Origin of the sequence: Paenarthrobacter sp. A20, from assembly GCF_024168825.1 — a bacterium.
Classification (GTDB): domain Bacteria; phylum Actinomycetota; class Actinomycetes; order Actinomycetales; family Micrococcaceae; genus Arthrobacter.
The window spans coordinates 33,996-55,802 of sequence record NZ_JALJWH010000003.1; the positions used below are offsets into that span (position 1 = coordinate 33,996).

The 21,807-nt window shown below is 58.0% G+C and carries 18 protein-coding genes; 10 read left to right on the forward strand and 8 right to left on the reverse strand.

Going from position 1 to position 21,807, the window contains the following annotated elements; translation table 11 throughout:
* Nucleotides 1-5: 5 nt before the first annotated feature.
* On the reverse strand, nucleotides 6-452 hold the full coding sequence (locus J3D46_RS24330) for a hypothetical protein (protein WP_253469483.1): 447 nt from the start codon (nucleotides 450-452) through the stop codon (nucleotides 6-8).
* Nucleotides 449-898 carry a hypothetical protein gene (locus J3D46_RS24335; RefSeq protein WP_253469834.1) on the reverse strand — a complete coding sequence of 150 codons (450 nt, stop codon included), beginning with the start codon at nucleotides 896-898 and terminating at the stop codon, nucleotides 449-451. The genes J3D46_RS24330 and J3D46_RS24335 overlap by 4 nt, the downstream gene beginning before the upstream one ends.
* Before the next feature lie 625 nt (nucleotides 899-1,523).
* Between J3D46_RS24335 and J3D46_RS24340 the strand changes: the two genes are divergently transcribed.
* From J3D46_RS24340 to J3D46_RS24355, 4 genes are all read left to right on the forward strand, one after another.
* On the forward strand, nucleotides 1,524-1,757 hold the full coding sequence (locus J3D46_RS24340; protein ID WP_018779737.1) for a hypothetical protein: 234 nt from the start codon (nucleotides 1,524-1,526) through the stop codon (nucleotides 1,755-1,757).
* A gap of 222 nt (nucleotides 1,758-1,979) precedes the next feature.
* A complete protein-coding gene (locus J3D46_RS24345) occupies nucleotides 1,980-3,782 on the forward strand; it encodes a MarR family transcriptional regulator (protein WP_253469837.1) in 1,803 nt (600 codons plus the stop codon).
* Between the two features lie 1,099 nt (nucleotides 3,783-4,881).
* Nucleotides 4,882-5,652 carry a ParA family protein gene (locus J3D46_RS24350; protein ID WP_253470000.1) on the forward strand — a complete coding sequence of 257 codons (771 nt, stop codon included), beginning with the start codon at nucleotides 4,882-4,884 and terminating at the stop codon, nucleotides 5,650-5,652.
* Between the two features lie 803 nt (nucleotides 5,653-6,455).
* Nucleotides 6,456-6,692: a hypothetical protein gene (locus J3D46_RS24355; protein WP_253469841.1), complete on the forward strand. Its 237-nt coding sequence runs from the start codon at nucleotides 6,456-6,458 to the stop codon at nucleotides 6,690-6,692.
* A 70-nt stretch (nucleotides 6,693-6,762) separates the two neighbouring features.
* Here J3D46_RS24355 and J3D46_RS24360 read toward each other — a convergent pair whose 3' ends face one another.
* From J3D46_RS24360 to J3D46_RS24375, 4 genes are all read right to left on the reverse strand, one after another.
* Complete coding sequence (locus tag J3D46_RS24360; RefSeq protein ID WP_308292044.1) at nucleotides 6,763-7,452, reverse strand: hypothetical protein; 690 nt, start codon at nucleotides 7,450-7,452, stop codon at nucleotides 6,763-6,765.
* 648 nt (nucleotides 7,453-8,100) lie between these two features.
* Nucleotides 8,101-9,300, reverse strand: coding sequence for an IS110 family transposase (locus tag J3D46_RS24365; protein ID WP_253469844.1), 1,200 nt, complete (start codon nucleotides 9,298-9,300; stop codon nucleotides 8,101-8,103).
* 365 nt (nucleotides 9,301-9,665) lie between these two features.
* Nucleotides 9,666-11,321: a hypothetical protein gene (locus J3D46_RS24370; protein WP_253469847.1), complete on the reverse strand. Its 1,656-nt coding sequence runs from the start codon at nucleotides 11,319-11,321 to the stop codon at nucleotides 9,666-9,668.
* A gap of 110 nt (nucleotides 11,322-11,431) precedes the next feature.
* Nucleotides 11,432-12,193 (reverse strand): YfbU family protein, encoded by a 762-nt coding sequence (locus tag J3D46_RS24375; RefSeq protein WP_253469850.1) that lies wholly within the window; start codon nucleotides 12,191-12,193, stop codon nucleotides 11,432-11,434.
* A gap of 357 nt (nucleotides 12,194-12,550) precedes the next feature.
* Here J3D46_RS24375 and J3D46_RS24380 point away from each other — a divergent pair, with 357 nt between their 5' ends.
* Complete coding sequence (locus J3D46_RS24380) at nucleotides 12,551-13,129, forward strand: recombinase family protein (RefSeq protein WP_253469853.1); 579 nt, start codon at nucleotides 12,551-12,553, stop codon at nucleotides 13,127-13,129.
* 259 nt (nucleotides 13,130-13,388) lie between these two features.
* Here J3D46_RS24380 and J3D46_RS24385 read toward each other — a convergent pair whose 3' ends face one another.
* Nucleotides 13,389-14,576 carry a hypothetical protein gene (locus J3D46_RS24385; protein ID WP_253469855.1) on the reverse strand — a complete coding sequence of 396 codons (1,188 nt, stop codon included), beginning with the start codon at nucleotides 14,574-14,576 and terminating at the stop codon, nucleotides 13,389-13,391.
* Between the two features lie 134 nt (nucleotides 14,577-14,710).
* On the opposite strand from J3D46_RS24385, the gene J3D46_RS24390 reads away from it, so the two are divergent.
* A complete protein-coding gene (locus J3D46_RS24390) occupies nucleotides 14,711-15,880 on the forward strand; it encodes an ATP-binding protein (protein WP_253470006.1) in 1,170 nt (389 codons plus the stop codon).
* 338 nt (nucleotides 15,881-16,218) lie between these two features.
* Complete coding sequence (locus tag J3D46_RS24395) at nucleotides 16,219-16,899, forward strand: hypothetical protein (RefSeq protein ID WP_253469858.1); 681 nt, start codon at nucleotides 16,219-16,221, stop codon at nucleotides 16,897-16,899.
* Between the two features lie 446 nt (nucleotides 16,900-17,345).
* Here J3D46_RS24395 and J3D46_RS24400 read toward each other — a convergent pair whose 3' ends face one another.
* On the reverse strand, nucleotides 17,346-18,446 hold the full coding sequence (locus J3D46_RS24400) for an SRPBCC family protein (protein WP_231339893.1): 1,101 nt from the start codon (nucleotides 18,444-18,446) through the stop codon (nucleotides 17,346-17,348).
* 148 nt (nucleotides 18,447-18,594) lie between these two features.
* On the opposite strand from J3D46_RS24400, the gene J3D46_RS24405 reads away from it, so the two are divergent.
* From J3D46_RS24405 to J3D46_RS24415, 3 genes are all read left to right on the forward strand, one after another.
* Nucleotides 18,595-19,230, forward strand: a complete 636-nt coding sequence (locus J3D46_RS24405) for a TetR/AcrR family transcriptional regulator (RefSeq protein WP_231339892.1) — start codon at nucleotides 18,595-18,597, stop codon at nucleotides 19,228-19,230.
* Between the two features lie 327 nt (nucleotides 19,231-19,557).
* Nucleotides 19,558-20,727 carry an ATP-binding protein gene (locus J3D46_RS24410; protein ID WP_014923382.1) on the forward strand — a complete coding sequence of 390 codons (1,170 nt, stop codon included), beginning with the start codon at nucleotides 19,558-19,560 and terminating at the stop codon, nucleotides 20,725-20,727.
* Nucleotides 20,720-21,766, forward strand: a complete 1,047-nt coding sequence (locus J3D46_RS24415) for a hypothetical protein (RefSeq protein WP_231339891.1) — start codon at nucleotides 20,720-20,722, stop codon at nucleotides 21,764-21,766. Before J3D46_RS24410 ends, J3D46_RS24415 begins: the two co-directional genes overlap by 8 nt.
* The last annotated feature ends 41 nt before the right edge of the window (nucleotides 21,767-21,807 follow it).

Sequence of the window (21,807 nt, forward strand, 5' to 3'; positions counted from 1 at the left end):
GTTTATCAGAGGAAAGGATCAAGACCGGAGGAGCTGCGTGAACGTGTCTTTTTCGACATCTCGAACGCGAAGTCCTCCACCCACCGCTCGACAGGGTGGTTCGGAACCGACCGGCAGGTGATGCTAATCGCGTCCGCGGTTTCCCTCAGCATTTCTCCAGAGAGATCCGGCAGGGCAAGGGCTACCTGAAGGCTCTCCAGGTAGATGTGTCCGAGCTCGTGGTAGATGCAGTGGAGCTTGTACTGCTGGGACTTCTGCGGGGGGAAATACACGTTGATGCGATCTTCGAATTCGGCCTTGAATGCCGTCAGGGAACCCCAGGACTCGTTGTACTCGATCAGATTGATCGGTTTCTCGCAGATCACGGTCAGGCGTTCGACGACTTCCTTCATCGACGTCGTGCCGTCACCGCACAACTCCCGAACCTTGTCCTGTACAGGTGGGAGGGTCATTCATCCTCACCGTTCATCGACGAGTCGATAATCCTCGTGATCATCCGCAGTGTTTCCGGCGACGTCGCGCCCAGGTTCCTCGCGGCGAAGTTCTTCACCTTGAGCTTGCGCATCTGCACAAGGAACTCCATCCGTGCTTCCACCTCGGGAGGAGTCTCACTGTTGAGATCAACGAGATAGCTGGCCGGCACATCAAAAACGAATTCTGCGATGCCCTTCAGAAGTTCCTGATCGGTCACCAGGCTGCCAGTGCCATTGATCAAATATGACCACCGTGTCCGCGACAGATGGATCCCGTTGGCGGAAAGTGCTTCTTCCACGTGATTGTACGTAAGCGCCGCGTTGTTGTCGGACTCCCAGATATCCACCAGGATGCCCATGCGATCCGCCAGGCGCTCCTTCTTCTGTTGTTGCGTAAGGAACACGCTACGACCCCCATTTGCCATCTCTAAGCTCCTTCAGCCAAGGTCAGCTGCTTGCGATGCGACCGCTATAGAGCAGGCGGACAGCCGACACAAAACTTTACCTGATGTCATTCATAGCGTATAGGCCATGGGTAACAACTGAGTTGTGCATGTGCGAAGCATGTCTGTAGGCTGTCGCGTACTTGAGTTTCTTGGGGGAATTCAAGTCGATGCCGCCGGAACCCGCACGGGAACCTACAGGTTCACTGAAAACCGGGTTTCGGCCGACGCTTGTCGTTGGAACGAAAGGATGGTGTGGCTTGAATTCAAGGGACGACCGCCACGGGCACCCCACCGCAGTTTTCAGAGAGCCCTACCCGCCAGGTTTTCTTTACCAGCCCCGACTGGCTGGCCGCCGAGCCTATGTGCGTGAATAGACGGACCGGACGTTCACCTGCAGTAAGGCTGAAGCCAGCCATCAGCATCATAAGCAATGGGCGGCGACACGCAGGGCCGTTTTCTGTAAACAAATCCCCCGATCGGACTCGGCGCGGTGCTAGGTTCGATTCAGTCGATAGCTGTAAACAGAAATTCCATCGACTGCACGTGGCACCAACGATGAACCAGCTACAACCCCTGGTTGTACGAGATTCAAAGGACCTGACAAATGAGCGCAGTAATCAATCGTGGAGGCGGTCGGCCCAGCAAGGGCCTCCGCAAATACATTGGCTTCCGCACGCCGGCCAAGACCGCGGAGGACGTTCACATGATCGCCGCCGCAAAAGGCATGACTGTCACCGACTATGTTGCCTCTGCAGTCGACCGGTCCTTGCGCGAAGATTTGGCTTTGCTGGGTCAGTTCACTCAGCAGGATGAACTCCCGATCCGTATGGCCTCGTAGATACAAGGAAGGCCCGCCATTAGCGGGCCTTCGAAGCTGAAGATTCACGATCCGGATAGCTTGCCGGCAGACAGATCGTAAATCGTATGGAAGTCCTTAACAGGCCTTCATTTGTGCAACAAAACCGATCTGGCAGGATCGGCCCTTCGTCATTCCCTGAACAGGAACAAAATCATCGTACAACAGCACGCTCTCGTGCTGCCAGCAGCCGACGCTACTGGCGTGTCTCAGGAGCTATCCCAGACCTCCAACGCCGCCCAGGCGTGGGCTGCGCTGGCGCCTCTTCTCGCAGGTCAACCGCGCGTCCGCCTATCCCGGGACGGGGGAAAGACCTATCCCCAGAAGCACGAACGCGCTCTGACTGAGACCCTCCCCACTTTTCCAGCGGCCGTCAGGATCTTCGGCAAAGACGGCAGCTGCTCAGCAATCTTCCTTGACTTTGACTCGTCGATTGCAGGCATCGACTGGGTCGAAGCCGATGTGAAATCTCTTCAAACGTGGCTGCACAGCTGTGGGGCTCGGTGGATTGAAGATCACTCGCCCAATGGCGGACGGCACGTATACATACCACTGGAAAGACGGATTGCCTTTTCTGAAGCACGAGATGTTGTCGAGGCGTTAGGCATCCGATACCGCACATTGGACAAGACGCCGCACCAGAACATGCTTCACGGTTGCATGCGGACCCCTGGGTCACCGCACAAGCGTGGCGGCTATCAGGAACTCGCCATGAGCCTCAGCATGGCCTACGACGTTGCAAGACGCCCAAACAAGGAACAAGTATGGGCAACAATTCGCGCAGACCTAAAGGACGAAATCGCTGGCGTAAGAGGGCTGAGACTGGAGCAGCCACTGTCGGCCGACAACGAAGCTTATGAAGTACCGCAAATGGCCCGTCGGATGTCCAGGCCTATGCAGCAGATGGCGCAATCAGGTCTGTACGACGCGAACCGGTACGTCTCGGATTCAGAAGCACGTCAGGCAGTCCTGACGGCGGCGGCCGCAGCCGGCATGAAACTCATCGATGTGGAACGGCGAGTCCTCCAAGGCGTTTGGCCCGGGCTCGCATCTTTCTACGCCCGCTACCGGTCCGGCCACAGGCTTCCCTCCCTGAAGCGGGACTGGAATAACGCGATCGCGTACCTGCGAAAAAGCCAGGTCGTTGTAGTAGGAAACCACTATGCACGTAAATCCCCCACAAGCCAGCCAAATACACAGCCCCCAGGGGTCTGGCCGAGCTCCGATACGAACAGCGAGCACCGCTACCTCCGAACCTGGAGGAATGCACTTCGGTTGAGAGAACCCTTTTACGCCAGCTCCCGGACGGGCCTGGCCCGTCGGATGGTTCTAAGGGCCCTCGGAGCATCTGCGCACATGACGGGTTCTCGTTTTGTTGAATTTGGTGACCGATCAATTGCCGTGGCGACAGGCCTTGACCACACAACAGTTGGTTCACATCTGAGGGCCCTACGTTCAGAGAAGGATCCACTGCTCACCTTGGTTGAGCGCGGACGGGGAACCAAAGGGGACCTGTACATGCTGTCGATACCTGAGGGTCTGAGGGCGGCTGCCCAGGACCTGTCCTGGCGAAAGGGCAAGGTTCAGGCTCTCAGACCGGTGTTCAGAGAGTTGGGCTTGCCCGCAGCGTTTGTTTACGAAGCCTTAGAGCAGACTCCAGGGCTGACGACCACAGACTTGGTGAATCAGACGAAGCTCTCCAGAACCGCTGTGCGGGAAAGTCTTGAGACCTTGGCTGCTTGGAACCTGGTGTCCAGGAATGATGAGCGAGCTTGGACGGTCGTCGCTTCAACTTCCCTCCAAGAACTTGCGGAGTACTTCGGAGTGATGGAGTCTGTGGCCGGTCAAATACAGAGGTACCGAATCGAGCGGACTCTTTGGCGGGAGTGGCTGTCGAGAAGTGTAAGCACGGTAGCGGAGCTCCTATCCCCCACCGATGACTATCCTTGGGAAGCTTACGAAGGACCACCCGATGAGTGGACGTTAGCTGATATGGCGTTCACCTGAGCAAGGTGAATCGAACACGGAGTTCGGCGACTACATTCCTGACCAGGCTCGAATGTTTGCCCCGTTATAGGACGACTATGCTGGCCCCCAGAAGGTCAGCCCGGGTTGGAGAATCGTGGCTTAGCTCCCGTTCTGATTTGTTCCATCGTTGATGAGCAGCTTGGCGTGACATGCCTGTTTCTGTACCTATATCGGCCCAGGTCAGGCCAGAATCACGTGCAGCCTTGACCGTTTCGTTTAGCCGAGCAGCTGCCCGCTCGTAGCTACGTGCAGCCATTTGCAAACCCCAAGCCCTTACATGTTTCTGCCACTCGCTCAGGATAGATTCTTCTACCGACAAGGGCGCCGAGCTTGGTGACCCAATGGCAGCTTTTACTCGGTAGCGGGTCAAGTCGGTTTTACCCGCTCCTTGCACCCTGTGCCACTGTCTTCCTGTCCAACCACAGTCGCACGTCCCTTGCCAGCCCGTAGCTTCGCTTTCCGACACGAGCTCAAAGCTAGTCCGATCCGGGTCCCGTTTGTTACGACCAGTGATTCCCTGGACACTGATCATTTCGTTGTCTTGATGTTTGAATCCCAGCCGACCATCCTTCAGAAGGACCCCGAGTAGTCCCCGATGGAACCCATCTCCCATATCCCACGCCATGCGCAGTCCCCTTTTTGTCAGGTTTTGTTGACAGTTTCTCATTTTACGACTCTTTGGGCTTCTGCTTCTCTCTGAATTATTTCTGTCCTGATGGTTTGATATATGTGGCCACCGCTGATCAGTGGGCCCGGGCCTTGCTTCGCTGCAAGCGCCCCGACTACTCCCCGAGAATAAATAATTATGTCATGACAGAAAGATTGATAGATGGCCGTGTTGGGATTAAGAAGGTCTTTTTGCTGACCCCGCCGCCAGCTATGTATCTTGAAACCTGCCTGCTGTTGTCTTATTAGCTAATAAATAATTATGTCATGACAGAAAGATTGATTGATAGCTAGACGTACGTATTGATTGACCGACGTATTGATTGACTGATAGATTGATGTCTGGATTGAATGACAGGCGTATTGATGGATGGATCTTCCATCAAAGTCTGGCGAGCTTTGGAGGACCAGGATGAGAGTTACGGCTATAGGTAACCGCAAGGGCGGTGTGGGCAAAACGTCAGTGACACTCGGCTTGGCCACAGGCTTGCGTCTAATTGGAAAGCGCGTGTTGGTAATCGACCTCGACCCTCAATCCAATGTAACGGAAGCCCTTGAAGGGGCTGGAGAGTTTGACGTCTTTGATGTGCTGTACGGGGGAGAGGCTGGGACCCTCGGCCAAGCCATCACCCAAAGCTCGTGGCCGGGTATTGATCTGATCCCAAGTTCTGAGTCCCTGGCACGACTTGAGTCGGAAGCTCTGCTAACGCCCGAGATGCGGCTCAAGACTGCAGCGTACGGTGCGGACGAGCTTCAACAATACGACCACGTCCTCATAGACCTTCCGCCAGCTCTCGGGCGACTGACGTTGAACGGACTCATTTGGGCCGACCGTGTACTCGCCGTTACTGAACCAGCGGCCTTCTCCGTGAAGGGCGTGACGGAGTTCCTCGACACGGTGAAGAAGGTCAGGTCGCTTCCGCACTTGAATCCCCAGCTGGAATTCTTGGGCATCATCATCAATAAGACGAGTTCACCCCTCACGTCCGAACACTCATTCCAAATCGGAGAGCTAGAGAGCACCTACGGCACCGACGTAAGAGAGCCTCACCTTCCTCTCCGAACGGCGATGCAGGACTCGGTCAGCACACGCTCGCCGCTGACGAAGCTCGCCGGCCGGGGTGCCGCAATCATGACCGAAAAATTTGTTGCGCATGCGCGCTACTTGGATGGGGTGAATTAATTATGGCCTTGGAGCGCAAATCGTCGATTCGCAAAGCACCAGTCGCCGACGTTGTGGATGTTCTGACTTCTGCGGAGAAGCGAACCGAAACTGTGGAACAGGGAGAGACTTCTCAGGCCGCCGTTGGGCAAGCAAACATCCAGACAGAGGCGGCCCAAGCTGACCTTGAACCGAGGCGTCCTGGCCCTGGGCGGCCGAGAGGTAAGCGCCGGATGGAACCCTTCTCATCGAAGATAGAGATTAGTCTTCGTGACGAGTTGGACGCTTATTCGACGAAATACGGAATCACTATTACTGATCTGTTGGACGAGGCCTTGCGGGAGAGGCTTCGTCGCTAATAAATCTATCTGGACATAATTATTCTCACTCCGACTGAGTTGAACTCTTTGGCTGGCAATCCGAGCGCAACCGAGCAAAGGTTCCTGTGACAGGGGCGGAACCGTTCAAGAACGCCGCAGCGCTCAAAGCCGCCCGAGACAACACGGACCGCATCGACCACCTCATGGCCGACGCAGCAAACCAAAAGAAACGCCCGAGACAACACGGACCGCATCGACCACCTCATGGCCGACGCAGCAAACCAAAAGAAACGCCAGAGCCCGAACCCGCACCGGACATCGACCCCCGTCTGGAGAAGATGCAACGCCTCATGAAGGCATCATTCCCGCAACACCCGGGCTCCGCAGCCCCAGGGGTCGGCGTAACCAGAGCTGAGTCGCCGACAGTGAACAGCCAGCAACAGCGGACTGGGTACGAACGGTGACACCCTCGACGTCAACCTCTAGGGGCCATAAAGTGGGGCTATGGTGAGTGGACTGAATGTCTCCCTGTTGGCTGATGCCATGGACTTGGTTACCCGTACTGATGCGACTACCGCGGCTACCCAACTCCTCCTCAGGCCGGACTCGACTCTCGAAGCGCTGTCTGCGGCCAGAGGCGAAGCTCGCATGATGCTTGAAGATTCGGAGGAGGAATGGCTGAGCGACACTCTCCGGCAGGCCGATGAAGCGCTTTCGATTGCAGAGCGCTTACGCTCTTAGCGGGATAAGAGAGGGTTCCGCAGGGAGTTATAGGGCGACTCCTTACCGATTTGCTGCATGAATTAATTGTCTAAGAAGCGGGTTTCGGAACAGCGTCCGTACTCTCACTAGCGGGACCAACTGGGGGTCTTGCGTTGAACGGCCATATGGTTGCCACAACATGGACGCGTAAGTCGGCGACCCCGTGCCCTTTGAGGTCATCTTCGAACCCTGTGGGGTTTTTCAGGCTGCCGTCCAGGTCATAGACGACGCAGACCAGATCCTTGACGCCTGGTCTTTTCGAATATCGGACGATGTCGAGAAGCAACTCGTCGCTCACAGCCCTGTTCGCGTGGTTTTTGTAGGCAATCTTTGCCTCAACGACAACCTGTTCCTGCTTGATGAAGAAGTCCACTCGTGGGCTGACTCCCGCGTAGGAGGGCTGAACCTCTTCGGCTCGAACATCCTTGTAGAGCATCGAAAGAGCCATCTGTATGAAATCTTGAACGTCATACTCATCCCAGACTTCAACCTTCACCTTCCCTTTTCGACGGTGGCCGGTCAGCGGAGAAGCCGCTGCGGGTAGGTCGCGTAACACCTTGAGGAGGGTGTCTATGCTGGGACCCCAGGCCGTGGCCGCTGGGGGTGAACTGGTTACAGGGCCGGCCGGAAGATTAGTTGTGGTTAGAAGAGCTGCTGGTTGTTGATCAAGTCCTGGGTTTTCGTCACCGTCCTGCTCTTGCCACAGCAGGGAGCCGTCATCGCTCAGGGAGCCACCCACCCCTTGAAGGGCAGCTTAAAGCTTCTGGACCGTTTTCGGCTCATAGAATGGTGCTCGTTGCTGGAAGTAGGATTCTCCGACCAAAAGGTCCACCAGTTCGGTGACGACTGCTTTCTTATGGGCAGGTGAGCTGCCCTGTACCGCATTGGCGACTGTCTCCCTTTTGTTCGTCCCCTTTATGTCTCCGTACTCTATGCCAGCTATGCCGATGGCTTGCCGTATGTCACTCGCATCTGGGCCACTACCGTCCGCCCAGAAGGCGGACAAGGTCGAAGCTACGGACAACCAGTGGGTTTTGGGGGTTACAACCATGATTCAAACTCTCGCACAGGTGTAGTGGCTCTGAAGGATGGATGTTCAAAAACGACCGCTTCTGACCCACGCCGGAAGGCTGGCGTAGTAATACGGTGGGACTTGGTCAAAACCCGTTGCCGCTACTAAGAGTGGTCAGAAGGTGGGGGAGAGCGTTTTTGACCGACGGGCTGGGGGGTTCAGCGCCGACCGACAGAACCGAGGCCGCCGAACAGCGTTTGGGGGCGGCCCCGGACAAGCTTTGATGCAGGAGTTGCTGACGTCAGATGTTCAAAGCGGAATGTCAGATCAAAGTCCTCGGAGTCTTGGATCAGGGGGGTGTCCCTATGCTTTTCGTCAAGCGGCCTGGGCGGGTTGTTCTTCGTAGAAGGTGCCGTGTCGGAGCATGGAGTAGATGACGTCGCAGCGCCGCCGGGCCAGGCAGATGACGGCGGCGTTGTGTTTCTTTCCTTGGGCCCGTTTCTTTTGGTAGTACGCCTTCGACGCCGGATGGTGGCAGCTGGCGATCCAGGCTGACCTGAAGAGCGCGTTTTTGAGCTGTTTATTGCCGGAGCGTGCAGGGAATTCCCCTCGGATCGAGGTTCCCGAACGCCGCGTCACCGGGGCGATGCCGGCGTAGGCGGCCAGGTGCCCAGCGGAAGTGAACGTACCGGCGTCGCCGATGGTCAGGAGTATCGTCGCTGCGGTCTTGATGCCGACTCCCGGCATGGACATCAAGACCCGGGAAAGAGGGAAGTCATCGAGGAGCTTTTCGACTTCTTCTGCCACGATGGCACGTTGGTGTTTGAGTTCCTTGATCTGGGCGGCGACGCGGGGGATGACCAATTCGACGGCCTCGGTGCCGACCACGGTTACGGTCTGCTCGCCCAACGCCGCGAAGACAGCGTCAACCAGGATCACCGGGTCTTTCCGGCTGTGGTTCCTGGCCCAGCGCAGCACGTTGCCCCGGCCTGCTGCGCGCAGCCCGGTGGGTCCGGCGTATTTGATGAACAGTTCCAGCACCAAGGACCGGGTCAGCACAGTTCCAGGGAAGACACGTTCCAGGGCTGGGAAAATCTGCAGCAGCAGGGAACGCAGGCGGTTGATCGCACGGGTGCACTCGTGCGTCAGATCAGCGTCGAATCCGGAGAGCACCTTCAGCGCCGCGAGCACCTCACTGTCCCGGTCAACAGCGCGAAGAGTGTGCGGCATCGACCGAGCTGTCTCGGCGATGATGAACGCGTCCCTTGCATCTGTTTTGGACTTGCCCGGGTACAGATCCGCCGCCTTGCGCATTGCCAGGCCCGGCAAGTAGGCCACCGTGCAGCCGCAATCCCGGGCCACGGCTATCGGCAGCGCTCCGATGGTGTTGGGCTGATCGACGATCACCAGCACCCTGCCGTGCTGCTGCAGGTTGGTGAACAGCTCGCGCAGCCGCTCCTCGTCCTGCGGCAGCGGCTTGTCAAAGACCCGTTCACCCGCGGTGTTCAACGCCGCGGCGTGATGTTCGGACTTGCCGACATCGAGCCCGCAGTAGACCCCGAATCCTTCGTCCATCCGGCGCTCCTTTGCACCACTACCTGGCCGCAGTCACGACACCCGATGCTGGCACCCACGTTACAAAGAGACCTAGCACCCGCGAAAGGAGCCGGCCGTGTCCCTATCAGCAGTCAACGCGTGCCTCCGAACCCGGCGACAACACCCCCCGGATCATCAAATGACAGGGCAAGAAAGTCATACCGGGCCCAGCGACCAAATCCCCGGCCCTCGGGGACCCAATAAATGTAACGGGCACGGCTATTGGCGGTTTTTCGTAGCGCAAAGTTGCGCCTCACTTAAAGCACGCACGCGATGGCAGTAGCTTAAACAGTTCAATGCCGCCGAAGAAATCCTGACCGTCCCACTTATTCGCACTGACGGATTTACTTCAGCAATCGAAATACCTCGCGAGCCCCCTGCTGTCCAAGCATCTCGATTTCGTTCCGAGCTCTAGACGCGAGTGCCAGAGGCTCGACCGGAGTGCGGACATATTGCGCATGTACAACCCGATCCAGTCCTGCTGCTACGATCTTCGGCGCCGACCTGACTGTAGAAGGTAAAGAAACCGAGTCGAATTTTGCGGCATGCATAACGAAGTTGCGTTGGTAATAGAGTCTCCGGAAAACATCCTTGAAGTAGCCCTCGACACGCCTGATTGTTGCCTTCGGGTCACTCTGAACTTGGCTAACTCTCTCGGCCGCGGCGACGTCCTCGGGCTCAGTGAACAACGATGATCCGTGAGTAAGGATTGCGTCCAGCATGATTCGTGCTCGATCAGAACCCTGAGCTTTGTTTGCCTCCTGGTTGATCGACGAAGCCGCCGGTTCGGCCATTGGACGGTCAAGAAGATACTCCAATTCAGCCCTGGGAAAGGAGCATGCAACTATCGCTGCAAGCCCGTCAGCCGAGTCGATTCCCTGTGCCCCTGAGTGTCCAAGGAGGCCCTCCACGGCTGCCCACGTAGTTGCAACCGACGCCACTGGGGAAAGACTGCGGTACGACGACAGAAGGCTCAGGGACGCTTCCAGTTGAGGATTTAGGTCCTGCGCATAGAGGCTGTGGCGCTCCATCGCTGGCACTCTGAGCGAAGCAGTGCCATTCAGCAAGTTCCTGATCTTTCCCTCGGTGCGGTCCAACACGTGCCGGCTGAAGCGGAAAGATCGTGGACTGCCAATAACTGAGCGCGACTCGATTCGCTGCATCCACTCAAACAACTTCGCCGAAGCAGCATGTGGATCCCTTGCACTGAAGGACTGCTGTACAACCACTGCGATGTCCTGATTCAGCAGCCTTCGGAAAATCTCGGTTGTGTGGGCAAGTTTTGGGGTTGTGTCTGCTATCGTCTCGAGCTCAGTCCGAACCTGCTCAAGATCTGCAAGTATCGACTCAAGCCTTTGGGCATTGCTTCGAGTGGCACCGCGCTCAAGAACGACTGCAAACGAAAATTCGGACTCATCGTCTCGACACATGTCATGACCGCGCTTGAGTAGATCAACCAAGATGGTGGCTGGATCGATGTCTATTAGGGACTTGAGCCACCCATGTATATGGCGTTGATCGAACCCATGATCGAGTAGGTGTGCTACAAGTAACCGCGCTGTTCGCTCGACCGATTCGGGAGTTAGAGCACCGCTCTCCGTGTGCTGCCGCCAACGTGCGAGATAGTCACGCTTCGAGCGTGCCGCCAGCTCTCGGATTTCCCGCTCCAGGGGAATCTGGGAAATGGCTTGGTTACCTGTAGGGAACTTCTTAGGACTCAGCTGACCCAGTTTTGTCGCGAGCATTGCTCTGAGGACGTCAGAGCCCATTCCGACATCGCCCCGTACCTGTTCCTGGGTTCTTTCGATCAAGTACCGTTGGGCTTTCTCGTTGGCGATAGCACCGTCCCAAGTGGCGTTGGTGCACTCGAGCACCTCGTCGACGGCGTGGAGAGTTCCCAACAGCCACAGGGATCGGTGCCACGGGGAGCGGACATCGATCAACTCCAGCATCCGCTTCACAACCCTCAACTGAAGGGCATTTTGATCGACGGGTGTCATGGCATACACTCCTATGTAGGTACTGACCTAAAGATCTGACAGACGGGAGCCGCCCTTTGGGGCCGCTCCCGTCTTTACTTAAAGAACATTAGCCGGGTAGGCGATGTGGGTTAGCTGTTGGCAGGACGCACAGCTGCGTCAGCAATCCTACGAATTTCAGCTGCTGTCAGCTCAAAGGAATCACGAGTACCTCTTCGGATCATGTCGTGCCAGATGGGGTTGAACTCCTCGAGCATGCGCTCGTACATCCCCACCATCGGGTGATGTGAGTTGCCCCTGCCATGGTCTTTATCGAAGTACTTCGCCAGGCTCTCCCATTTGCCTTGTTCTATAAGGTGCCGAGCGAAGGTGAGAAGTCGACTTTCTCGACGATGATTTAGATCGAATCCTCGGAACCGCACTGTCTTCTCAACCCCAGCGCCAAGCTCATTACGAGCCGGCAAGCTGAGGCGCTCGTAGGACCACTCAAGTGATCGGAACATATCGAGTACGTCCATAACCAATCCCGTGTCACGGCGCGACATTTCCGTCTCTATAGCTACAAAAACGTCGTCGTATTGTTCAGCGAAGCCGTTCTCCAGAATGGCAGCTCGTGCCAGCTCTTCAGCTGCCCCCCCGTTATCCGCTTCACCGTCGAGCCGGGCGAGGATTCGGTGCAGTAAAGCTAGTTGATGCCGTTCTACCGTGGTCAGGGAAGATGGGATTGGGGCCTGGCCTGCTCGAGCCTCTTCGCTTCCGGTGCTGCTCTGGACCAGAAGATTAGCGAGGGTGCGCCGCGCCAAGTCGCTAAGATTTGTGCCCTGAGCTCGAGCAATTGCGGTCAGTTCGGTATGAACTTTGTCATCCAAACGCAGGGTCATTGTCTTGTCCACGGAACAAGCGTATGACATACGCGTGTTACATACAAGTAGCACAAGGAGATCTCAGCGGTGTCTTCGGAGATTGGCAGCTGGATGCCGCACAACATGGCTTCCTTTTGTTGCGAGTACGGCAGCAAGGCGCGTCGTTGTCGCACTTCGAAGCGCGACTAAGAAAGCGGATTGAGTCTCAGGCGCGAATCCATCCCACGGTACCTCTCACAAATGGATCCTTTGATAAGAACGGCGGACTTGGCTGTGGACGACGATTCCAATTCGCGGATTTCCGACACCTCATCTATCCAAACAAAGTGTCTCACTAAGGTATTCTCAGAATCATCAACATTGGTCCTTTGATAAGACGGAGAAGTGATGGCACGCCTCGGATACGCCCGCGTCAGTCTGGCTGACCAGAACACCGATCTGCAGATCCGTGAACTGGAAGAGGCTGGGTGCGAACGAATCTATAAAGACCAGGGGATCAGCGGGACCAGGGTAAGCCGTCCAGAGTTGGACCGGATGCTGGACCGTCTCGGTCCAGGGGATGAGGTCGTGGTGTGGAAGCTGGACCGTTTGGGCCGCAACACTAGACACTTGCTCGAGCTCTTAGATGACTTCAAGGCGCGAGGCATCAGGTTCTGTTCCCTAAGGGACGGCATCGCCACCGACCCCGCCAGCGAGGTCGGGGGAGCGATGGCCCAGGCGATGGTCACCATCATTTCCGCGTTTGCCCAGCTGGAACGAGACCAGCTTTCCGAACGCACCAAAGCCGGCATGGCGGCAGCAGCTGCAAACGGAAGGAAAGCAGGGCGCCGGGAGATCACCACAGACCACGAGAAGGTCAAGAGAGCACATGAACTGAAAGCCCGAGGCCTCAAGCCATCTGACATCGGAAAGATCATCGGAGCCAGCCGCGCGACCGTCTATCGGTACTTAGGCATGGACTCCTGAGGCCACAGAGTCCCGGAAGTTGTCTTTGAGACTGCCGCCCACGGCACATCTTTTGGGATAACATCCGGGACGGAAATGTTACGAAGTGGCCAGCTGTCAGCGGCGCGGCAAATCTCCAACCACATGGCGATCAAATCCACGGGGGAGTGTTTCGGTTCTAACTGATTCCATCAGCTGCTGGGCAGCGTCCCACTCTTGGGTGCTCCACCTCTAGAGGCTAGGCGCCAACCCATCCCGTAAAGGCGCCGATGGCAAGTGACTACGCTGGGTCCGGGAGGCGGTCGAACAAGCCGTGGCGCTCTAAAGCATCCGCGAGGGACTGATCGTCCTCTTCGTCTGACCAACGAACGGCTTTGACGCCGAAGATGGTAGGAGCATCCGGAGCAATGATGAGGATCTCGCTAAGCCTTGCAAGCTGTTCCGACACGTGAGCATTCCAGACAGGCTGAATGAAGATGCCTAGCTCGGTGTGACCATGACCAGCCACCAGAGTGAGAGTGCTACTTGTAGAAAGGCCATCGACGATGTCTCCTGCATAGACTCGAGGAAAATCAACCTTGCAATCATCGGGCTTGACCCGTTCGATAGCCGCTTGCACGTCGTCCAAGTAAACCGCAGCTACATGCTTTCTAGCGATTTTTGAACCGACGATCTTTCCTCGTTCCCTCCCCTCTGCTTTGTTGGCAGGCTGGTTGGCAACGTCAGGTTCTCCGGGTACGTGACCGTTCTGCTGAATGTACAGCGCCGTCCTGTGGAGGTTGGCCTGTTGAACGATGGGCAGCTCAACCCTATAGAGCGGTTCCATGAACAGCTTCATCCGGTTGTCCAAACGGGACAGCCCAAAAGGCACGACTTTGCCGGGATCAAAGACCTTGGCCGCAAACTTGATCAATTTGGCCAACTCGCCGAGGTAGTCGTCTCCTAGTTCTGCAAAGGGCTGCTGTTGGGAGAAGTAGTTACGGGCATCACGAATGTCGGAGTACTGCTCTGAACCGAACTTCATAATGAGACCGATCATGAGCGGAGCCAGCCTCTCCTGCTCTGCTGATCGCTCCAAATGGTCTGGGTGACGCGCAAGCTTGCCCGCCGTCTCGTATTGATTCTGAAGGCTCTTCAGCAGCTCTCTGGCCTTGGCTGCGTTCAGCTCAGGGCTGGTTCCCCTTCGCGCGCTGTCCTCGTATGTCTTGGCCAGGCTCACGTCGGATGCCATCTTCCGTAGCTGGCTTGCGAAGGCTCGGGCTTCTGAGTCGGCCGCTACCCTGGCGACCTTACGAGCCTCCGCGGTCGGCGTTATGAACCTTCCGACCAGATATGCAAGGGCGAGGCCGCCTACGAGCGTGCCAACCATCGCCCACGCCCAAGGTGGCACTGCCTCGATCATCTGGGCGGCAGGTATCGCCGGTGGGGATGGAGACGGGGTGACGAGCGCGAACGGTCCTATGGTCATGAACAATCCTTCATGGTGCGAAGCGCGGCATTGGTGCACACCGTCGCGGGAACGGCTAATCCGACACTAGAAATAGATATCCAGGATTATACGCACGTATCCAATAAACTGGATAGTGGTCTATAGTGCTTGATATGGAAAGTGCGTTGAACCCCTACTCGCCTGGCTCCGGCCGACGGCCCTTTGAGCTCGTCGGACGCCAGAGCGAGGTAGATGCATTCGATCTGTTGTTGGCAAAGACACGTCAACGCCGACCGGACCGTGGGATTGTTCTCCATGGGCTACGCGGCGTGGGCAAAACCGTTCTGTTGAATGAGTTCCGGCGGCAGGCTGAACACGCGGAGTTCATGGTCGTGTTCCTTGAAGGTCGAGATGCGGAGGGAGGGCCGGATGCTGTACGGGCGAAGCTCGCTCGCAATCTCCTTCAGGCGGGGCGGAAACTTAACCGCCGTGGCGCCGGCGCACGGCTCCTGACGGCCCTAGGCAGCATCGCCTCGTTCTCGGCAAAGCTTGGTGTGACAGGGATCGATATCGGCGTGAACCTCAATCACGGACGCGCTGACTCTGGATCGATTGAAGTGGACCTCGAAGAACTCATCGAAGATCTCTGCCTCGCCTTGGCGGAGAAACGTTCGGGCTTGATCTTCATCATTGACGAAATGCAGGATCTAGACGACGGACTCATTGCGGCACTCCTCAGCGCCCAGCACCTGGCTGGACAACGAGAATGGCCGTTCTACATCGCTGGAGCCGGGCTGCCCAATCTTCCTTCAGTCCTGAGTGAAGCACGCTCCTACGCTGAGCGGATCTTCAATTACCGCAGCATTGGAGCCCTCTCGAGAGAGGCCGCTGAAGCGGCGCTGGTTGGCCCGGCGGCACGCTACGGGGCGACGTTCATCCCGGCAGCCAAGGATCTCCTCCTCGAAGCGTCAGGGGCATACCCTTACTTTCTACAGGAATACGGATACGCCGTTTGGGAAAGCGCTCCAGAAAAAACAATCACCCTCGCCGACGCCAAGATTGCGGTAGAAATCGGCCGGGCCCAACTGGATCAAGGATTCTTCCCTTCTCGCTGGGAACGGGCCTCCAAAGCTGAGAAAGACTTCCTTAGGCTGATGGCGATGGATGGCGACGAAGGTTCCAGTACCAGCCAACTTGCCGAACGGGCGCAGAAGAAACAAAGCTCCATGACGATGACACGCGCATCGCTGATCCACAAGGGAATTATCTTTGCCCCAGCGCTCGGGGTCGTGGCCTTCACTGTGCCAGGCATGGCTGATTACATACAACGTCTGCACGAATAGCTAAGAGCGAAGACAACGCACAGCCAACTTGCCGAACGGGCGCAGAAGAAACAAAGCTCCATGACGATGACACGCGCATCGCTGATCCACAAGGGAATTATCTTTGCCCCAGCGCTCGGGGTCGTGGCCTTCACTGTGCCAGGCATGGCTGATTACATACAACGTCTGCACGAATAGCTAAGAGCGAAGACAACGCACGCAAAGTCACGTAGATAGCATGGGGCATGCCTTTATCACCATCGCCTTTGCCGAGTCCGTCTGCCCAAGAAAGGGGAGACGCAGCTGACTGGCTCACACAGACGCTGACTTTTCTCAACGCAGAGGGAAACAGCTCCTGGATGCACACTCTGCTGGACGGTCTTGTGAGTGCCATTATCGGCGCACTCGTGGCCCTAGCGGTTGTGTTTTGGACAGTTAGAGCGCAGAACGCAGGAATAGCCGAGCAGCTGCGGACTCAAAGCAGAGAGAACATTCGTTCACGTGAGCATGCAGCTGCTGCCGAGCTGTTGCGCACGCTCAGAGCGATTCAAGACACAGCAGGTAGAAGCCGAGTCTCTAAAGATGCTGAAGGCAAAAAAGATACCAACGTTCCGGCGATCCGCAGTGAGCTACAGCCGCTTTACGCTGAACTGCGCATCGGTTTGGAACGGCTGCGACTTGATTTAAAAGACGAGGATGATGATGTCATTGATTCTTTCGGCACTTGGACGCGAGACCTTGAACATCGGATCTGGTTCTACATGGAGCTTCAAGACAGCTACGTTGACAACCCGCCTGAGAAGCGGCCGCCAGGTACGCAGTTCGTGGATCTGCGCGAGCAAATGGTTTCGATACTAAGCACTGTTGAGTTGATGACGCGACAGATAGTGGCGTACGTCCGCGCCGACGACGAGGCTAGACAGGGAACTACGGCGCTTTTGAACGAAGCACGCGCCTTCGCCGCCGATGTGCAGTCTGGCAAAAAATCTCAAGTCGATTACTACAATAAGTACCTTCGCCGTTCCGATGATCCTGCGTAGGACGGGTAGTTTGAAGCCCAAAAGGCCCGCTCGGTGTTTCGGTGACGTAGGAGGCTGGTGGGGGTCGAACCGAATGGTTTTACACCACCTCGAAGGCCAAAAAGCTGAAGGCGGCCCGCCGGGGGCGGAGCTGAAACATGTCCACCCCAGAACGTGCCGAGCGTGACCGAGTTGCAGGACAAAGGAAGCACTAACTGACATCTGCTGATCTCCTTTGGCTCTAATGCCGTCCTAGTCAAAGGGCGCAAAGATGTGATCCAAGCCTCCCTGCACTAACTGATCCAGCGTCCCATCCTCGCGTGTCCCACTTCTAAGGAAATGGGACACGTCTGAAGCGGACGCCATACTTGCTGCCGGATCCCGAGACGAGTTGGTTGCACGTCGGACGAGGAATGGCTTCTAAGGTGCCGGGTTGCTGAGCGATTGCGAGTCGGGACTGCCGTGGCTTAGGGCTGGTCCATTAGGACTTTGAGGGCGGCTAGGGCCTTCTCGTCGTCTCGTTTGAAGATCAGCGTCAGAAGGGGCACTGCGAACCGGGCGAGGCCGCCCACGTGGAAATCTACATTGCTGGTGAGTCGACAGGTGCCGGCGCCTGTGGGCTCTACCAGATAGGAAGCGACACCGGTCATCTTGCCCGATGGGATCTCGAAGGCGACGAAGCGGCCAGGCTCGTAGGCGATGAAGCGGTTGCGGGCGACGACTTTCATTCCCGCGAATCGCCGCGTGAACTCATGTTCAGTGCCAACGCGGAGAGGACCCGGCGTGATGCGCTTAATATCGTCGATGCCGTTCTGCCATCGGGTCGCGTTCGTGTGGTCTGCAACGAAGTCGAAGACCTTTGAGGCCGGAGCCTGCAACTCGGTGCGCATCTCCAGCTGGAGCCGATTCATGACGTCCTTTCCAAGGCGCGGACGCACGCCATGGCGTGCAAGTCCGGTTGATTGCAACGGGACGAGCGAATCCGCGGCTGGTGCCACAGCCCTGTGTGGGATCGACGAGGCGAGGGCTAGAACAGTCACGAACGACGCGGCCAGGACGGCAACCCACGCGCCGCGGGGCTCCGTAAGAGCGAGTGCAGGGCCGGCGATTCCGGGCCCGGCCAGAGCGAGGGCGGCAAGGAGGGCTGCGCTGGTGATGCCACAGGCCAGCCTGCTCCAAAGCGGACCCCGGCGCGATACAGCGTAGCCTCCACCGACTGCCATCAGAGCCACTGCGATCGCTCCTCCGCCAAGGCCCTGAGTTAGAAGGGCAGGAACCGCGCCGGGGAGGAGCATTGGAGCTATGGCAAACGCCAATGGTGCCAGAGCCAGCCAGCGCCAATGCTGTCGTCCGCCGGTCCGTCGGAGGGCTTCCGCCCAGCCTAGAAGTCCACCGGCAACGGCACCGGGAAAAATGAGTGCGCCGAATGTTCCCCACCAATCGAAAGTGGATGCCGGACCGGCGAGCTCCACCATGTATCCGCGGAAACCGGCGGCCCAGGCAATCCCGCAGGTCGTGCCCAGTGCGGTGAGAGTCACCGCTTGTCTGCCAAGGAAATGGCTGTTCATGATGGCCTCGTTAGCTACGGTGCCAGAGAGGGCGAGAAAGGATGTTGGGTCGACTGCCGGTGAGGACGGTCTGGGGGTTCTGGGTTTCCACGACACGGCTCTAATCTTGAAGCAAACTAGAGTGCTGCTCTAGTGAGATACTCTAAATATGGACCCGGACACACTGCACGTCAAGAGCACTCGCAGGCAGAAATCGGAAGCCACTCGGCGCAAGATCATAACGGCGGCGCACCAGGAATTTATCGCCCGAGGATTCCACGGGGCCACCATGGCCGGCATTGCCGCCCGTGCCGGAGTAGCTTCGCAAACCGTGTACTTCGTGTTCCACACCAAACCCGAGCTCATCAGTGCCGTAATTGACTCCGCCGTCCTGGGCGAAGGTGATCCCCGCCCACCGCAGGCCCAACCGTGGTGGACATCGATGATGCAGGAACCCGACGCTGCTGAGGCATTGCGGATCTTCATTCGTGGAGCAGGCCCCTTATTTGCGCGCGCGTCGGCTATCTCGGAAGTTCTTCGCGCAGCCGCCCTGACCGATAACGAGGTGCGCCGAACGCACCAACACCATGAAAACCTTCGCAGGGACGGGTTCGGACAGGTCTTGGAGATACTGGCGGAAAAGGGGCCGCTCCGTGCTGATCGGCCCATCGATCAGCTCACCGAGGCGTTCATGACTGTCTACGGTGACAGCACGTACCACCAGCTCGCTGTTGAGCGCGGCTGGAGCCACGACCAGATCATGGCATGGCTCTGCGACGTCCTTCCAGACATGTTGCTCACTTAAAAGAGTCCCCACCTACCCGCCGCCCTCCCAGCGAACTACAAGCTTAGTGTGGACATAATGCGATCGGAGCTTCGGTCAACCGCTATTTGACCGGGGCTTCGCCAATTCGGGGACCAAGCAACTAATGCCAGGGTCTGCTGCTGTCGCTACCCGGCGGAGCCGTCCCATGACTGGCCAAACAGGAGCGCACGACGGTGCGACAAGCGGGCTACCTGCCCATATCATCATGGCCAGGCGCTCTGCGCTGGCGATCCGTGCCCCCAAGCTCTGAATCCACGACTATAAGTGCATATCCAAAATGCTGGATACTGCCTTATAGTTCTTGATATGGAAAGTGCTTTGAATCCGTATTCGCCCGGTTCGGGGCGACGGCCCTTTGAGCTGGTTGGGCGCCAGAGTGAGATCGATGCCTTCGATCTGCTGCTGGCCAAGACCCGGCAGCGACGGCCCGACCGGGGGATCGTCCTGCATGGGCTTCGCGGGGTGGGAAAAACGGTGCTGCTGAACGAGTTTCGTCGGCAGGCCGAACACGCAGAATTCATGGTGGTTTTCCTGGAGGGCAGGGACGCTGAGGGAGGGCCGGAAGCCGTTCGGGCCAAGCTCGCCCGGAGCTTGCTGCAGGCAGGGCGGAAGCTGAACCGCCGCGGTGCGGGGGAACGGCTCGTGGCGGCGCTTGGCAGCATCGCCTCCTTCTCCGCGAAACTCGGCGTGACCGGCATCGATATCGGGGTCAACCTCAACCACGGCCGCGCCGATTCCGGGTCGATCGAAGTGGACCTGGAAGAACTGATTGAGGATCTCTGCCTGGCGCTGGCGGAGAAGCGTTCGGGCCTGATCTTCATCATCGATGAGATGCAGGACCTGGACGAGGGACTCATCGCCGCTCTCCTCAGCGCCCAGCACCTGGCCGGCCAACGCGAATGGCCTTTCTACATCGCGGGCGCAGGGCTGCCCAATCTGCCCTCGGTACTCAGCGAAGCGCGCTCCTACGCCGAAAGGATCTTCAACTACCGCAGCATCGGAGCTCTGTCGAGGGAAGCCGCCGAGGCAGCCCTGGTCGTCCCGGCCCGAAGGTTTGGGGCATCGTTCGTACCCGAAGCCCAAGACCTCCTCCTGAGCGCCTCGGGCGCGTACCCGTACTTCCTGCAGGAGTACGGCTACGCGGCCTGGGAAACAGCACCGGAAAAGACCGTGACCTTCGACGACGCCAAAATTGCGGTGGAAATCGGCCGCGCGCAACTGGATCAAGGGTTCTTCCCGTCACGCTGGAAACGGGCCTCGAAGGCTGAGAAGGATTTCCTCCGCCTGATGGCGATCGACGGTGATGAAGGATCCAGCACCGCTGAACTTGCCGAACGGGCGCACAAGAAGCAAAGCTCCATGACCATGACCCGCGCATCCTTGATCGACAAGGGGATCATCTACGCACCAGCACTCGGTGTCGTAGCGTTCACCGTGCCGGGCATGGCTGACTACGTCAAACGCCTCCATGAATAAGACGAGCGCAGGAACCGGGACCATTGCAGGTGGGAGGTTGCGGTGGGGAATTCTCCTGGCTGTTACCGCGCTGGTCCTTGCCGGGGCCGGGATCTACGCGGTGGGAGCGTACCAGCGCTTCGAGGAGAGCCGCAGGGCGGCCTCATCGGTAGAGGTCACGGCAGGCCAGCCCCTCCCGGGGGTCCCTTTCGTTCTTTTCAGGAACACAGCCGATGGGCAGGGGTATGGCAATGCGGCCACGGTGCCTCTTTCTGCCCCTGGCGGCACGCGTGCCGTCAGTGACCAGGCCTGCGACCGGGTCTATGCCGCTGCCGCCACGGTGGTCTGTCTCAGATCCAACCGTGGTTTGGTGACTACTCACGAAACATCTGTCCTGAACCGGGAATGGCAGCAGGAGCGTTCGTGGCCTGTGCCCGGCATTCCGAGCCGGGCGCGTGTCAGTGCGGACGGGTCCCTGATCGCCACCACGGTGTTTGTCTCCGGCCACTCCTACACTCAAGCGGGGTTCTCCACAGCAACCGAGATCACGTTGCCCGGCGGCGGTACAGGAAACCTCGAAGACTTCGCACTCATCGTGAACGGCGAACGGCTGCTGGCCAGTGACAGGAACATCTGGGGTGTGACGTTCGCACCCGGCCGGAGTGATGTCTTTTACGCCACGGCCGCGTCGTCAGGGCGGATCTGGCTGGTCCAGGGGAGTATCGAGGCCAGGACGCTGACGGCCATCCACGACAACGTTGAGTGCCCGTCGGTGTCGCCGGACGGCACCAGGATCGCGTATAAGAAGAACGTCGGCGGGCCCTTGGCCGCGCATTGGAACGTGGCGCTGCTTGACCTTGCAACCGGCACCGAAACGGTGCTTTCGGAGAAACGCAGCGTCGATGACCAGATTGAGTGGCTGGATGATCAGACCCTGCTGTATGGTCTCGCGGACGACACCACAGAAGGCGACAGCAACATCTGGAAACTGCCAACCGATCCCGCCTCCCAACCGAGCCTGTTCATCGAGCACGCGTGGTCGCCGAGTGTGGTCCGCTGACGTCCGGCCCGGAAACCGGGGGAGCGGACGGACGTCAGCAG